The 15,790-nt window shown below is 57.9% G+C and carries 11 protein-coding genes; 8 read left to right on the top strand and 3 right to left on the bottom strand.

The annotated features are described in order from the left end of the window. The first annotated feature begins 72 nt into the window (after positions 1–72). From BJL95_RS21880 to BJL95_RS21850, 7 genes are all read left to right on the top strand, one after another. Positions 73–1,545, top strand: coding sequence for a NuoM family protein (locus BJL95_RS21880; RefSeq protein ID WP_071160735.1), 1,473 nt, complete (start codon positions 73–75; stop codon positions 1,543–1,545). A 62-nt stretch (positions 1,546–1,607) separates the two neighbouring features. Next, entirely contained in the window at positions 1,608–4,772 is a 3,165-nt protein-coding gene (locus BJL95_RS21875; protein WP_071160734.1) for a DUF2309 domain-containing protein, read from the top strand. Next, positions 4,769–6,340 (top strand): proton-conducting transporter membrane subunit, encoded by a 1,572-nt coding sequence (locus BJL95_RS21870; RefSeq protein WP_071160733.1) that lies wholly within the window; start codon positions 4,769–4,771, stop codon positions 6,338–6,340. The genes BJL95_RS21875 and BJL95_RS21870 overlap by 4 nt, the downstream gene beginning before the upstream one ends. Further along, positions 6,337–7,878: a NuoM family protein gene (locus BJL95_RS21865; RefSeq protein ID WP_071160732.1), complete on the top strand. Its 1,542-nt coding sequence runs from the start codon at positions 6,337–6,339 to the stop codon at positions 7,876–7,878. The genes BJL95_RS21870 and BJL95_RS21865 overlap by 4 nt, the downstream gene beginning before the upstream one ends. Beyond that, positions 7,871–9,406 carry a NuoM family protein gene (locus tag BJL95_RS21860; protein ID WP_071160731.1) on the top strand — a complete coding sequence of 512 codons (1,536 nt, stop codon included), beginning with the start codon at positions 7,871–7,873 and terminating at the stop codon, positions 9,404–9,406. Before BJL95_RS21865 ends, BJL95_RS21860 begins: the two co-directional genes overlap by 8 nt. Before the next feature lie 174 nt (positions 9,407–9,580). Further along, a complete protein-coding gene (can, locus tag BJL95_RS21855) occupies positions 9,581–10,213 on the top strand; it encodes a carbonate dehydratase (protein ID WP_064024003.1) in 633 nt (210 codons plus the stop codon). A 31-nt stretch (positions 10,214–10,244) separates the two neighbouring features. Beyond that, entirely contained in the window at positions 10,245–11,804 is a 1,560-nt protein-coding gene (locus tag BJL95_RS21850) for a SulP family inorganic anion transporter (protein WP_071160730.1), read from the top strand. On the opposite strand, the gene BJL95_RS21845 is transcribed toward BJL95_RS21850, so the two are convergent. The 3 genes from BJL95_RS21845 to ubiA form a co-directional block, all read right to left on the bottom strand. Next, entirely contained in the window at positions 11,793–12,254 is a 462-nt protein-coding gene (locus BJL95_RS21845; protein WP_071160843.1) for a nucleoside deaminase, read from the bottom strand. The genes BJL95_RS21850 and BJL95_RS21845 overlap by 12 nt on opposite strands. Before the next feature lie 72 nt (positions 12,255–12,326). After that, on the bottom strand, positions 12,327–13,073 hold the full coding sequence (locus BJL95_RS21840; protein WP_071160729.1) for an MgtC/SapB family protein: 747 nt from the start codon (positions 13,071–13,073) through the stop codon (positions 12,327–12,329). Between the two features lie 89 nt (positions 13,074–13,162). After that, complete coding sequence (ubiA, locus tag BJL95_RS21835) at positions 13,163–14,026, bottom strand: 4-hydroxybenzoate octaprenyltransferase (RefSeq protein WP_071160728.1); 864 nt, start codon at positions 14,024–14,026, stop codon at positions 13,163–13,165. 312 nt (positions 14,027–14,338) lie between these two features. Here ubiA and BJL95_RS21830 point away from each other — a divergent pair, with 312 nt between their 5' ends. Continuing rightward, positions 14,339–15,178: a hypothetical protein gene (locus BJL95_RS21830; RefSeq protein WP_139306384.1), complete on the top strand. Its 840-nt coding sequence runs from the start codon at positions 14,339–14,341 to the stop codon at positions 15,176–15,178. The last annotated feature ends 612 nt before the right edge of the window (positions 15,179–15,790 follow it).

Genomic DNA, 15,790 nt, shown 5'->3' with positions numbered 1-15,790 from the left:
GAATTCAGGCTGGTCAAGCCGGGCCGGCTGCCTTTAGAATGGCCGGAATTGGACTTCAACCACCACCTCGAAATGGCGATTTTAAGCGCGTTGCTGTGGACCCCGGCGCTAGGGGCGCTGATGTTGGTACCGGTTTCCGGCGACCGTGTCAGGCTGATCCGCATCCTCGGCAACCTCGTGAGTCTTTGCGCGCTGGCCTTGGCCGGCAAGCTGTTGTTGGATTTCGACGCCGGCGACAGCGCGATGCAATTCGGCGAATTCTATCCGCTCAATCCCAAGCTCGGCAGCGCCTACGCGCTCGGCATCGACGGTTTGTCGCTGCCGATGCTGGTCTTGGCCACCTTGCTGACCGCGATTGCGTTGCTGGCTTCGGTGTCGGTCAGCGACGGCGTCAAGGGTTATCACATCTGCGTGTTGCTGCTGGAATTCGGCATGTTGGGCGTGTTCATGGCGCAGGATTGGGCGCTGTTTTACATTTTCTGGGAAGTCACGCTGATTCCGCTCTACTTCCTGATCGATCGTTGGGGCGGCAAGCGCCGCCACGCGGCCAGTCTCAACTTCGTGTTGTACACGATGGGCGGGTCGGTATTCATGTTGCTTAGTCTGCTGGCGATCAGCGAGTACGACCTGGAAAAGCAGGGTTCGCTGATGGCGGCAATGGGTCAGGCGGCGCAAACCATGCCGGTGGTCGAGCAAGTTCTGGTTTTGCTGGGTTTCTTGATCGGCTTCGGCGTCAAAATGCCGATTTTCCCTCTGCATGGCTGGTTGCCGCTGGCGCACGTCGAAGCCCCCAGTCCGATCAGCATTTTGCTGTCCGGCATCCTGCTGAAGATGGGCGCCTACGGTCTGATCCGGTCGTGCGTGATGCTGCCGGTCGCCGCCCAATTGCTGCAGCCGGCGTTGCTGTTCCTGGCCTTGTTCGGCATGCTGTACGGCGGCTTGCTGGCTTGGCGGCAGACCGACATCAAGGCGATGGTGGCCTATTCGTCCTTGAGTCATATGGGCGTGGTGCTGCTGGGCATCGCGGCGTTGAATCATACCGGTTTCACCGGCGCGATTTTGCAGATGACCGCGCACGGCCTGATCGCCGGCGCCTTGTTCCTGCTGGTCGGACTGCTCTACGAACGCACCCATACCCGTCACCTGCCCGACTACAGCTCGCTGGTCCAGGTCATGCCGCGTTTCGCGGTGTTTACGACGCTGACCTTGCTGGCGGCGATGGGCTTGCCGGGCTCGGTCGGATTCGTCGCCGAGTTGCACACGCTGATCGGCGGTTTCCGGCAATGGGGCGGCTTGATGGTGTTTTTCAGCCTGAGCATCCTGATCAGCGCCGCTTACGCGATGCGCACCGTCGGCCTGTTGTTTACCGGACCGGTCAAGCCGCAAATGCGCGAGATCGCCGATTTGCGGCCGGTCGAAATGCTGGCGTCCGGGGTGTTGGTCGGCGGCATCGTCGCGTTGGGTTTGCTGCCGGCGCCGCTGATAGAGTTGTCCAGCGTCACGGTGGATAGAATGTTGGCGGTGATAGGAGAGCGCCTGCCGTGAATTGGATAGTCTCTCCGGCCGGCCGCGTGGATCGCCGCCCTGCCGTTTTCCGGATTTAAGCCATGTCAGCCTCCACCGCCGCCGGCCGGGAGCCGCGCCAAATCGTTCTGGACGCCATCGCCCATCTCGACCATGTGTTGCCGGGTCAGGCGCCGATCCACGATTTCGTCCACCACAATACTCTGCACGGCTTTCAACATCTGCCGTTCGAACAGGCCTTGGCCGAATTCACCGCACTGACCGGTATCGATTGTTATCTTCCGATCGAGCGCTTTCGCGAGTTTTACCGGCAAGGGCGGATTTCCGACGCCGAATTGGACGCCGAACTCGCCCGCCATTTCGGCGACGACATCGAGTCGGTGATCGCTCGCAGCGGCGGCCGGCCGGTCACGCTCCGCGCGTTGTACCGCTTGGCGCTACTGGAAGACATCACTCCGATATCCTCGGCGCAATGGTCCTGGCAGGTTGGCGAACTAGGCGTATTGGCCGAGCCGGAAGCCGCTGCCGCTTGGCGGGCGCTGCTGGCGGTTCTGGAATTGCGCGAACCGCAACTGCATGCCGAGGATTTGCTGGATTTGAGCGCCGAGCAGGCCGAAGATTGGCTGAGCGGCGAAGGCGATTTGCGGCAACGGGCGGCTGGCGTCGTTGACGAGTGCTTTGCCCGGATCGGTCACGGCTTGAGCTTACGCGGTTTGCTGGCGGCGCTGACCGGTGTCGATGTGCTGGATCAGGTGCGCCCGATATTAATCGGACTGTGCGCCTCTTGGCTGGACGAAGGTTTGGCGGCCTGGCAGTTGCCCGACCGCGAGGGATTGGGTTTATATCGGGCCTGGCGGCGCAATTTGGATTTCGATCCTAGCGGTTTTTTTCACGATCTCGACGATTGGGACGATATAGTCGCGGCCCTGCCGGACGATGCCGCCGATGCGGTCGTTCAGCAACTGCAAGCCCTGGCGATACCGGAAGATCGCTGGTCCGGGTATCTGCAACGTTTGTCTCTGGAACTGCCGGGTTGGTCCGGCTTGATCAACTGGCGGCAGACCCATCCCGGCTACCGGAACGGCGCGGCTCGCCCAGAATTGGCTGACTACCTGGCCCTGCGCTTGATTTTGGATCGGGCCTTTCTGCAAACCCATTGTCGGACTCTGTGGCACTGCGATGCCCGCTACGACAAATTGGCGGGTTATTTCGGCAAGCACGTTTACGAATTTTTCGTGCGCGATGCCTTATTCGGCGGCGACTTGCCGGAATATCTGGTGCAAGCCTGTCAGGCGCAGATTGCCGACGGCGGCCGCGATAAGTCGGCTTGGCAAGGGCTGGCGGAGCGGATTCGGACTTGGCAACGCAGCCCGCTGGCGGCGGTGGGCGGCGGTTTGGCGGTTTACGATCACGGTTGGCGCTTGTGGCGGATTTGCCGCGCCTTGGGGCTGAATGCCGCCGAGATCGGTCAGTTAAGCAAGGCCCAGTTGCTGCATTGGCTCAGCGCCAGCGACGGGTTCGACGACAGCGCCCGGCGCCGGGTCTGGTTGGGGGCCTACGAACGCCATTACCGCGATCAGGTGTTGCAAGCACTGCACGCCAATCGGCGACGCGGGCGCTGGGCGCGGCGCGAGCACCGTCCCGCCGCGCAAATCGTGTTTTGCATGGACGATAGAGAGGAAGGCTTCCGCCGCCATCTGGAGGAACTGAATCCGGACGTCGAGACCTTGGGCGCGGCCGGATTTTTCGGGGTGCCGATGAATTACCGGGGCTTGGACGATGCGGCCAAGACGCCGTTGTGTCCGGTGGTGGTCGTGCCAGCCCACGATGTCGAGGAACAAGCCGCGCCGGGCACCGCGCCGCTTAGGGCCAGCCGGCATAGGGCCGGCGGCGGAGTCGTGCGCGGTCTTGCGGATTTTATACACCACCGCTTGCGCCGCGATCCCTGGCTGGCTTATCCGGCAATTAACGCGATGGCGCCGTTGACGCTGGCCGGCTTGGTCGGCAAGACCCTGTTTCCTAGGACTCAACAAAATCTGTTGGCCGTCGCCGCCAAAATCGTCGCGCCGGATCTGAAGACTCGACTGAATTTTTCCGCGACCGAGCCGACCCCGGCCACGCCGGAGCAACCGAGACTGGGGTTTACCGACCTTGAGCAAGCCGAGCGGGTCGCCGGTTTTTTGCGCAATACCGGCCTGACCTACGGCTTTGCCGAATGGGTGGTGTTGATGGGCCACGGCTCGATGAGCCGCAACAATCCGCATCTGGCCGCTTACGACTGCGGTGCGTGCAGCGGCCGGCACGGCGGGCCGAACGCCCGCTTGTTCGCGGCGATGGCTAATCGTGCCGAGGTGCGGCTGCTGTTGGCGGAACGCGGCATCGTCATTCCGCCCGATACCTATTTCATCGGCGCCGAGCACAATACCTGCGACGAAGACATCGCTTGGTACGATCTGGACGGTTTGCCGGCCGAGCGCCGATCGGATTGGCTAAATCTGAACGAGCAATTGCGCCATGCCCAACGCATGTCGGCCCACGAACGCTGCCGAAGGCTGGCGTCGGCGCCGCGCCAACCCAGACCGGCCCAAGCGTTGCGGCATTTTTTGAACCGCGCCGCCGATTTTTCGCAAGCCCGGCCGGAATTGGGCCACGCCACCAACGCGGCCGCCTACGTCGGTCGGCGCGCGGCTAGTCAGGGCGCGTTTTTCGATCGGCGCTTGTTCTTGATTTCCTACGATCCGACCCAGGACCCGAGCGGTCAAATTCTGGAAGGCATCTTGCTGGCGGTCGGCCCGGTCGGCGCCGGCATTAATTTGGAATACTACTTTTCCACGGTCAATAACGAGCGGCTGGGTTGCGGTTCCAAGGTGCCGCATAATCTGACCGGCTTTTTCGCGGTCATGGAGGGCGCCGGCAGCGATTTGCGCACCGGTTTGCCCAAGCAGATGATCGAAATTCACGAGGCGATGCGCTTGCAAATCATCGTCGAGGCCAAGATCGGCGTACTGACCGAGATCTACCAACGGCAGGACGGTCTGCGGGAATTGATCGGTGGTGGCTGGGTGCATCTGAGCGCCCAGGACCCCGATAGCGGGGAGATTTTCGTGTTCGAGCGCGGCGACGGCTTCGTGCCGTGGCAGCCGTTGCCGGACGAATTGCCGATCCGGGAAAATTCGCCGGATTGCTACCGCGACGCCAGCGAGCCGGTGGCGCCGATGCTGATCCGGCAAGCGGGAGTCGAGCGATGAGCGCGTATTGGTTGGCCTTGGTACCGTTGTTGCCGCTGTTGTCGGCGCTGGCGATCGGCGCTTTACAGTTCGGCGGCGCACTGAGCGGCGATGCCGGCGAAAAAGTCACGGCTCGATTGGCTTTGCTGGGGATAGGCGCGGCGACGCTGCTGGTGTTGGCGCTGGCCTGGAATGCTTGGCCGGCCGGGCTGGACGCACAGGCCTACGGCGACTGGCTGCGGCTGGGCAAGATCAGTATCGGTCTGGAACTGGCCGGCGACCGGTTCCGCCTGGCCGTGGCCGGGGTGTTCGGTATTTTGCTGTGGGTGGCGCTGCGTTTCTCGGTCAATTACATGCATCGCGAGGCCGGCTTTCACCGCTTCTTTTTCCTACTGAGTTTGTTCGCGGCTGCGATGTTGTTGCTGGTGTTGGCCGGCAATGCCTTGCTGACTTTCGTCGGTTGGGAACTGGCCGGCTTGTGTTCGTACTTGCTGATCGGCTATGCCTACGACAGGCCGATCGCGACCTCTAATGCGTTGCGGGTATTCGTTACCAATCGGATCGGCGATGCCGGTTTTGTGCTGGCCATCGGTTTGAGTCTGGTTTGGCTGGAAAGCTGCGACTGGCGGACGATCAACGACGGCGCGGCGGATTTGGAAAAAGGCGATGCGTTACTGTTGGCGACTTGTTTCGCGCTGGCGGCCAGCGTCAAGTCGGCGCAATTTCCGTTTACGTTCTGGCTGGGGCGGGCGATGGAAGGGCCAACACCGTCCAGCGCGATTTTTTACGGCGGGGTGATGACTCACGCTGGGGTGTTTTTGCTGATTCAATTGCAGCCTTTGTTCGAGCAGGCCTCGCAAGCGATGGCCCTGTTGACCGAGCTCGGCGCGTTGACCGCGCTCTACGGCTATTGGGTCGGCTTGAGTCAGACCGACATCAAGAGTTCGCAGATTTTCGCGGCGGCGGTGCAGCTGGGTTTGATGTTCGTCGAATGTGGGTTGGGCTGGTGGACGCTGGCGTCCTGGCATTTGCTGGCCCATGCGGTGGTGCGCTGCTATTTGCTGTTGTCGGCGCCGTCGATTCTGCAAGCCACCGCCTGCCGGCCGACCGCGCCGGTGCCGGCCTGGCTGGCGCGGCGGCGTTGGGCGTTTTTGGTGTCGCTGCAGCGCGGTTGGTTGGAACCGGCGCTGGATCGGCTGTTCGTCAAGCCGGTGCGGCGCTTGTCCGAGGATTTAAGGTATCTGGACGAGCACGTCATCGATCCGGCCCTGGGCGCGCCGGCGCCGGCGATGCGGGCGATTTCGTCGCTGGCGCAATGGGAGGAGCGCAAGCTCGGCGCGAACTTGGACAGCGACCGCGATAGTTTCGCTTACGGCAGCGGTCTGGCCGGTAAACTGGCGCAATGGAGCGCGGCACTGTTGGGCTGGTTCGAATATCGCTTCATCTTGCGCGGCATCGGCGGGGACAGTATTCGGTTCGGCCGGCGTTTGGGGCGTGCCGCCAATCGCTTCGAGAAATTGCTGCTGAGTCCGCGCTATTTGGCGCTGTTCGTTCTGATTACGTTGATGGTGGCTCTGGGATACCGATGACAACCGATATCGTTTATTGGCAAGCCGCCGCCGCGTTGCCGGTCTTGAGCGTTCTGACCTTGTTGCCGCTGCTGACCGCGTTGGCGGTGATGGCGGCACGGCCGCCGCACGCGCTACGCCTGGCCTTCGCCGGCGCGTTGCTGAATGTGGCCTTGAGCGTTTACATGCTGTGGGTGTTCGACGCCGAAGCCCCCGGCATTCACTTGGCCGAGAGCTTCGAATGGCTGGGTTTGCATTACCGTACCGGCGTGGACGGCACCAACGTGCTGTTCATCCCGCTGGCGGCCATCCTGGGCTTGTTGGCCTTGGTCTACACCTTGATTACCCGCCACCGCGACGACCGTTTGTTCGTCGCCTGCCTGCTGGCCTATCAGGGCATTCTGATCGGCGCGTTCAGCGCGTTGAATACCTTGCAGTTTTGGTTTTGGTGCTTGCTGGAACTGGTGCCGGTGGTGCTGCTGACCGTGTTTGCCGGCACCGGTCGCCAACGCAACCGCGTCGTCAAGGCGGTGTTGCAATACTGGTTGTCCGGATTGGCGATGAGTCTTATTGGGTTCGTACTGCTCAGCGGCGGTCTAGCCCAGAATGGCATGCCGCTCAGTTTCGATTGGTTGGCGCTTAAGCATCACGATTTGGCGATTCCCAACGAGACCTTGATTTTCATCCTGCTGCTGTTCGGTTTCGCGGTGCGGATGCCGCTGTTTCCGTTTCACGCCTGGCTGCCGCCGCTGGCCGAGCACGGTACCGCCGCCAGCGCCGCGATCTTTCTGCACGGCATCAAGTTGGGCATTTACGCGCTGATTCGCTTCATCCTGCCGCTGGTACCCGGCGCCGCCGAGCAATGGGCGCATTTCGTACTGACCTTGGGCTTGATTGGGATTTTTTACGGCGCGTTGTTGGCGCTGATGCAGATCAACATGCGTCGGCTGGTGGCCTTCGCGGTGATCAGCCATACCGGCATGCTGGCGATCGGGGTGTTTTCGTTCAACGATTTCGCGTTGGAAGGCAGCATTCTGTTGTCGGTTGCCTACGGTTTGGCGACCGCCGGCATGCTGTTCAGTATCGGCCTGATTTACGAACGCACCCGGACCTCGTTTCTACCCCGCCTGGGCGGATTGTTCGAGACCAACACCACGCTGGCGCTGCTGTTCATGATCTCGGCGTTGAGTACGATGGTGATGCCCGGCACGCCCGGCTTCGACGCCGCGCATTTGTTGATCGAAGGTACGATAGAAGAGCATGGCTGGCTGATTGCGATCGCGATATTGCTCGGCAACGTGCTGGCCGCGGCATTTTTGCTGTGGGCGTTTCAACGCCTGTTCATCGCCCACCCGCGGCGTTGGGTGCAGCCCTACGGCAGTATTCATCATCCGGTGATCAAGGAACGCATTATTGCCGTCGTGATTTGCGGCTTGTTGATCGGCACCGGCTTTTACACGACGCCGTGGTTGAAATTCATCGATCAGGAAGCCAGCGAAATCGGCGAACACTACCCCGCGCACCATAGCCACCACAGAAATACGCCGCATCATGAGTAACGGATTTCCGCTGTTATCGCTTTGTCTGTTCTGGCCGCTGTTGGGAGCGCTGCCGTTGGCGGTGCCGATCGGGCGGATGTCGGCGCGGCGTTGGGCCTTGGCGGTGGCCGGGTTGGAGCTGCTGTTTTGTTTGTGGGCATTCGCGGTATTTCGGCCCGAGGACGGCGATTTCCAACTGGTCGAAGACCATCCCTGGATACCCGGCTTGAACGCTCGATTTTTGCTGGGCGTGGACGGCATTTCGATCGGTTTTCTGCCGATGACCGCGCTGGTGACCTTGGCGGCCCTGCTGACCGGCTGGAATGCGGTACAGCGCCTGAACCGGTTTTATCTGGCGCTGCTGCTGGCCTTGGAAAGCGTGACGATAGGCGTGTTTACCGCGCTGGATACCGTGTTGTTTTTTTTGTTTTGGGAACTGACCCTGCCGCCGTTGTTTTTTTTGATCGGCTTGTGGGGCGTGGGTCCGCATCGGCGTTACGCGGCGATGAAATACACCTTGTATATGTTGTTCGGCGGAGTGCCGCTGCTGTTTGCGTTCATATTGCTGGCGACCGCCGGCGAGCCAGGCGCGTCACTTGTGTTCGGCTTGCCGGAATTGCTCCGGTCGCCTCTACCGGCTTCGGCGCAGACGGTGGTGTTCGGCCTGCTGCTGCTGGGCTTCGCGGTCAAGGCGCCGCTGCTGCCGTTTCATACCTGGTTGCCGACCGTGGCGATGGAGGCGCCGCCGCAAATCGCCGCTTTGCTGCTCGGTTTGAAGCTGGGGGTTTACGGCATCGTGCGTTTCGCGATTCCGTTGGCGCCGGCCGCCGCGTCCGAATACCGCTGGCCGTTGGCGATAGGCGGCGCGGTGACGTTGATCTACGGCGCGCTGGTCGCGCTGAGGCAGACCAATCTGCGCCGTTTGTTGGCCTATGCCGGGGTCAGCCATGTCGGCATGGTGATCCTCGGTATTGCCAGTTTTAACCTGCTGGGTTTGCAAGGCGCGCTGATGCAGTTGTTGAATTTCGCCAGCGTCGCCGCCAGTTTGATGCTGATCGCCGGCATGTTGCAACAACGCCTGGGTAGTAACGACGCGTTGCAGTTGGTCGGCCTCGCCAAGCCGTTGCCGCGTTTGACCGCGCTGTTCTTCCTGTTCGCGCTGTCGTCTATCGGCGTGCCGGGCGGCAACGGCTTTCCGGCCGAATTGTTGATGATTTTCGGGATTCTGCAAGCCTATCCGGTACTGGCGTTGGTGGCTTTACTGGGGGCCGTGCTCGGCGCGGCCTATACCCTGGACTTCATCCGCAAAGGCTTTTTCGGGCCGCTAAAAGCGCCGGAATTGGCCGGATTGCGGGATTTACGCGCCAGGGAGTTGGCGGCGTTGATCGTCCCGGCCTTGTTGGTGCTGGCGCTCGGTTTGTCGCCGCAATGGCTGTTGTCCCGCCAGGAGGCCACGCTGACGGCATGGCTGTCGCGGGTGAATCCGCCGGCGCTAAGGCTCGCGCCCGTCACGGGTTTTCAGGCGCCGGCGGCGGACCGGTCGATTTAAGCCGATTTCGCGTTTGAACAAAAAACGGGTTACGGGTTGATTAAGCGAAGAGCTTGGAATATAGTTTTGATTCGATATTAAATGCCGAGGGTTTTCCGCCGCTCGGGTGACCGACTGAACAAAGCCGCCGGTCGAACATCTATCTCCCACCCGACACTGATAAGGAAGAGTTTTATGCATACACCCGCGAAGTTGCTGTTGGAAAACAAGGCCTGGTCGCAGGAGGTTTCTTCGAAGAACCCGGAGTTTTTCAAGAATCTGGCCAAGGAGCAAAAACCCGAATTTTTGTGGATAGGCTGCGCCGACAGCCGGGTACCGGCCGATACCATCGTCAACGCCCAGCCCGGCGAAATCTTCGTCCATCGCAATATCGCCAACCAGGTCATCACCACCGACTTCAATTGCCTGAGCGTGTTGCAATACGCGGTGGACGTGCTGAAGGTCAAGCACATCATCGTCTGCGGCCATTACGGTTGCGGCGGTGTCAAGGCGGCCTTGCAACCGCAAAGCGCCGGATTGGTCATCGCCAACAAATGGCTGATGCACATCAAGGACGTCTACCGGCTGCACCAGGAGGAACTGGATTTCACCGCGCCGGACAAAAAACTGGATCGCTTGATCGAATTGAACATCGTCGAGCAGGTTTACCGGCTCGCCCATACCTCGATTATTCAGTCGGCCTGGAAACACGGCCATAAGCCGTCGCTGCACGGCTGGGTTTACGGTTTGCACGACGGTTTGATCAGCGAATTGATCAAGCTCGACCACAACACCCAAATCAATCCGATTTACCGTTACGCCGATTGAGTCACCACCGCCCCTAACGAGAGAGACGCGCATGAAATCGCAAATGGATTACTATCTTAAAAATCTCGGCCAGGACGTACCGGCCAGTATCGTGGTGTTTCTGGTGGCCCTGCCGCTATGTCTGGGGATCGCGCTGGCGTCCGGCGCGCCGCTGTTTTCCGGCGTGATTGCCGGCGTCATCGGCGGGTTGGTCGTCGCCTGGGCCAGCGGGTCGCAACTCAGCGTCTCCGGTCCGGCCGCCGGCTTGACCGTGATCGTGTTCAACGCGATCGAAGCGCTGGGGAGCTTCAACGGCTTCTTGTTCAGCCTGGTGCTGGCGGGAGGCTTACAGATGCTGCTGGGTTTTCTGCAAGCCGGATTGATCGGCGCGTTTTTTCCGGCGGCCGTGATTAAAGGCATGCTGGCGGCGATCGGCCTGATCCTGATTATCAAGCAAACGCCGCATGCCACCGGCTACGACGCCAGCTTCGACGGCGACGAGAGTTACATGCAGGAAACCGCCGAATCCAGTTTCTTCGAACTGTTGGAAGCCTTGGAAGGCATTTCGTTGGGTGCCACGCTGGTCAGCGGGGTGGCCTTGATCATCCTGGTGATTTGGGATGCGCCGGCAATCAGGCGGATAAACTGGCTGCGCTTGGTGCCTGGGCCGTTGTTGGCCGTGGTCTGGGGCGTGTTGTTCAATCTGTGGGCGGTCGAGAATGCGCCGGCTTGGGCGATCAGCGAGCGCCACTTGGTCGCGTTGCCGGATCTCGGTAGTTTGTCTAATTTCATCGGCCAATTACGTTTTCCGGATTGGAGTTCCGTCAGCAACCCCAAGGTTTACAGCGTGGCGGTCACATTGGCGATCATCGCCAGCCTGGAAACCTTGCTGAGCCTAGAGGCGGTCGACAAGCTGGACCCGCACAAGCGCGTGGCGCCGACCAACCGGGAGTTGAAGGCGCAAGGCTTGGGCAACTTGCTGAGCGGGCTGATCGGCGGCTTGCCGCTTACCGCGGTCATCGTGCGCAGCTCCGCCAATATCAACGCCGGCGGCCAAACCCGGATATCCTGCTTTTTGCACGGCGTGTTGCTGTTGGTCAGCGTGTTGTTTTTCGCCGAGTATTTGAACAAAATTCCGCTGGCTTGCTTGGCGGCGATCTTACTGCAAACCGGCTTTAAGTTGGCGAAGCCGCATTTGTTCATCGAATTCTATCGGAAGGGCTGGAATCAGTTTTTACCCTTCGTCATCACTGTCGCGGCGATCTTGTTGACCGATTTGCTGCAAGGCATCGCGATCGGCATGGCGGCCGGTATCTTCTTCGTGTTGCGCGCCAATTTCCACGAAGCGATTACGTTGACACAACACGGCCAGAACTATTTGTTGCGGATGCACAAGGACGTCTCGTTTTTGAATAAAGCGCTGTTGCGTCGGCACTTAAGCAGCATACCGGACGACAGCGATTTACTGATCGACGGTACCAAGGCCTTGTTCATCGATCAAGATATTCAAGAGGCGATTGCCGATTTCCTACAGGCCGCGCCGGATCGCAACGTCATGGTAGAGTTGCAGGGGTTTAACGTGGACAATGTCGCACCCGGCTCAGGGCATTGAAGGGGCGGGCGGCACGCCGATGTCTTCGTACCAGATCGTCGGCGACCGTTCGATAAACCGACGCATCAGCGCAATGCATACAGGGTCGTTTAGTTCGACGAGTTTGACGCCGGCCTCGCGCAGCCAATCCGGGTGGCCGGCGAAGTTGGCCGATTCGCCGATCACGACGGTGCCGATGTTGAATTGGCGGATTAGGCCCGAACAATACCAACACGGCGCTAAGGTCGTGACTAGAATTTTGTCGCGGTAATCGGTCTGGCGGCCGGCCTTGCGAAAGGCGTCGGTTTCGCCGTGTAGCGACGGATCGCCGTCCTGCACTCGCCGATTGCGGCCGCTGCCGAGCAGGCGGCCGTCGGCGGCAAACAACGCGGCGCCGACCGGCACGCCGCCTTCCTCGAATCCGATTCTGGCTTCATTCATAGCAACGGCCAGTAACTTTGCGTAATTCATCGGCGGCTCCACGGCGAGTTGAGGTGACGGAGTCGGCAAATCTAGTCGAATAAGACCCGTTGCGCTCGCGGCTCAGTTGCGGGCAAACGCCACTTTGTGACCCGCGACCAGCGAGCTGGCTTGTAGGCCGGCCGACAGCGCCGGAATCGACACCGGCCGCTCGGAGGTTGCGATAAACACCAAATGCCATTCGGCGTGCTCGCCGTCGTGGACGATAGCAGTGGCACCGTCGGCGATTCGGTAACCCAGACCGGCGGCAAGCTCCCGAACCTGTTGCTCGCTGGGAATCTGGCCGGGACGGAATGTCAGTTGCACCGACGCGGAATGCCGGGAGGGCAGGATATTTTCGATATGGCCGCCCCAGATCATCGTCACCGAGGCGATCAGCGTCAGAACGATGGCGGCAAAATAAAAGCCGGACCCGCACAGGATGCCGATGGCCGACGAGGCCCAAATCGATGCCGCCGTGGTCAGGCCGCTGATGTTCAAGCCTTCCTTCATAATCACGCCGGCGCCCAGAAAGCCGATGCCGGTGACGATGCCTTGTATCACCCGAGTCGGATCGGCGGCCGGCGTCAACGGTTGCAAGCCGCCGAACCAGTAATGCGGGTAGCCGACGATGATGGTCAGGGCCGCCGACGCCATGCATACTAAGCCGTAGGTGCGCATGCCGGCGGCGCGGCCGTGAAACGAGCGCTCGTAACCGACCACCATGCCCAGCAATAGCGCGCCGACGATGTTCATCAAAATCACGACGTTGACTTCGATCTGCGGCGCGGACCAATAGGAAAGCAAGATATCGGGCGAGATCGGGTTCATTGGATGTCAGGAGTAGCGGAAGACTGAATTTTAAAACTAACCGTTGGCCGAGCGGAGTCGAAGCCGAGATAGCCGTCACTTCGCCACACTTACACCAGATAGGCCAAAACCAAGCCGGCAAATACCGCCAGCCCAAACCAATTATTGTTCAAAAACGCCTTGAAGCAGTCCGGCTTGTGAAAATAAAAAATCAACTTTTGCTGATAGATCGCCAGGCCGGTCGCCACCGCCAGGCCGCCGTAATACGGCCAGGCCAACATTTGCTCGCTGCCTATCCAGACTAACAGACTCAAGATGACAATCTGCAAGCCGCCGGTAATCTCCCTTACCCGTTTACCGAACAGGATGGCCGTAGATTTGACGCCGATTTTCAAATCGTCGTCGATATCGACCATCGCGTACATGGTGTCGTAGACCAAGGCCCACAGTAGGACCGCCAAGTACAGTACCCAGCCGTGCAGTGGAATATCGTTGGTCTGCGCCGCGAACGCCATCGGCACCGCGAAACCGAACGCCGCGCCCAGATAAGCCTGAGGCAAATGCGTGTAGCGTTTCATGAACGGATAGCTGGCCGCCAAAAACGCGCCGATGAAGGACAAGCCGATGGTGTACCAGTTCATCAGCAACACCAAGCCGAAAGCGGTCAGGCACAATACCGCGAACACGATCAGTGCTTCCTTAGGACTAACCTTGCCGGCGGCAATCGGCCGTTGCTTGCAGCGGTCGACATGCGGATCGAAATCTTTGTCGGCGTAATCATTGATCACGCAGCCAGCAGCGCGCATCAATACCACGCCCAGCGTAAACACGACCAGTACCAATAAATCCGGCTTGCCGTCGCCGGCAATCCACAAGGCCCACAGCGTCGGCCATAGCAAAATGAAAATACCGATGGGTTTGTCGAAGCGGGCCAGGAGCCAGTATTGGTGGAGGCGGTCTTTCAGTATTTCCATGATTCCGGGTAGTCGGTGTCGTCAGAAAGGATGTGTTTTCCAGGCATTTTAAAGCAATTTGCCGAGATAAAACGCCTGAGAGTAGCTTGTCGGAATTTGGTAACAACTCGAGGCATTGCAGGTCATTGCGTTGTCTGATTAAATGGCACCGACGTTAGCAATATTCGACATGGCGGAGAGCCGCCTATGATATACAGAAAGAAAAATTATATGCCGAACAATAAGTTATCGACTTGAAGACCATATGTCGGTGGATATACGGAAACTATCTAATTACTTGTTAGGCTCACTATTTTACCTGCTACTAATCAGATGACCAAACAACTTTTACTTTGTAAGCGCCTTTTCAGCGAAGGCTCATTTTATGCTGATCGTTCTGACTCTATTTCTAGCGGAATATCAATTTCTCTTTTTCAAGATGCTGTTGAAATGTATGTGTGGACTTTGATTAAAGAAAAAAATATTTCTATAAAAGATGGTGCTTCTTTCACAAGCAATTTGGAAGCTGTTCAAAAGACTGGAGTTCAATTGTCGCAAGTTGCGAAACTAATTGAGTTAAATAAAGCACGGGTAGGTTTTAAACACTATGGAAACTTACCTGACTCAACCGAAGTAACTAAGTATCAAGCTTATGTAGAAGATTTTTTACGCACATCTTTTCAAAATCATTTCAATCAAAATTTTGATGACTTATCTCTAGCCGATCTCGTTTCTAATATTGAAGTGCGGGAAAGATTAAAGGCGACAGAGTCATTGGCAATGACTGGTGAGTATTTAAATGCAGCAAGAGAGGCGGCAATTGCTAAAGCTATGTTGTTTGCACAACTTACTCAGTTCATTCCTAAGGTTGATAACAACCTTAAAAGTATGGATTCGATAGTAAACAAAATCCCAGAACTTAGAGGTTCTCGAACTTTCCAGTATCTCGCTGAATATCTTAATCTGCTTCGAGAAACAACATTAGCATCCCTTTTAAAGGTTCCTTTGCAAGAATATACATACCTTAGCAAAGTATTACCCACTGCACATAAAATGGGAGATGGGAATTGGCAAACTATGCCTAAAGGATTTCTTCAATATAATGAAGCAATGTGCAAGCGTATATTAACTTGTTTGGTCAATATTGCTATTCGCTTGGAGACTATTATTTGAACGCGGTAATCCGGTCTGTTTGGGTTAGTGGTAGCTGGGCTTTGGTAGGTATTGACGAGCCTAACAAGTCGGTCAAATGGACGCGCCGCCCGTTGGCGGTTTTTGAAATTCGGTTTTTATCAAAGTTCGGTGGCTTCGTTTCGCTTTCGTTAGCGGCGCGCCCCTTACCGTAACGTTATACGTACGGATGACATGGAACAAATTTTAAGTAATCTAACCGATCCATCATGGTGGTTCACAGGAGTATTTTTTTGCGTTATTGGGCTGTTGCTCGCCGCGACTGTAAAACATGTACCTTTGGGATTAAGAAGGCTATATCGAAATAGAAAGGCAATCAATTTACGCAAAATTAAATCATTGAGGACATGCCAATCGGTAATAAATTATGAAATAGCAAAATCGAATTCATATTTCATTTTGTTTGTCATGGTTGTATGTTTGTTTTTGTTTTGGTTTGTATCTGGTCCGCTTAATCAAATTGCGAAATCCAGCATAATTGCTGCGCTTATTTTAAGTTCACCGATTTATGTTTTTGAATTTTTGTGGCTAAGTCAAGATAAGTTCACAAGGGACTTAATTGCACGTAGCCGCAAATTACGTATAACCCGTCAG

The sequence above is a fragment of the Methylomonas sp. LWB genome (assembly GCF_001856095.1).
Lineage (GTDB): Bacteria > Pseudomonadota > Gammaproteobacteria > Methylococcales > Methylomonadaceae > Methylomonas > Methylomonas koyamae_A.
This window is presented reverse-complemented; position numbering and strand designations above follow the sequence as displayed.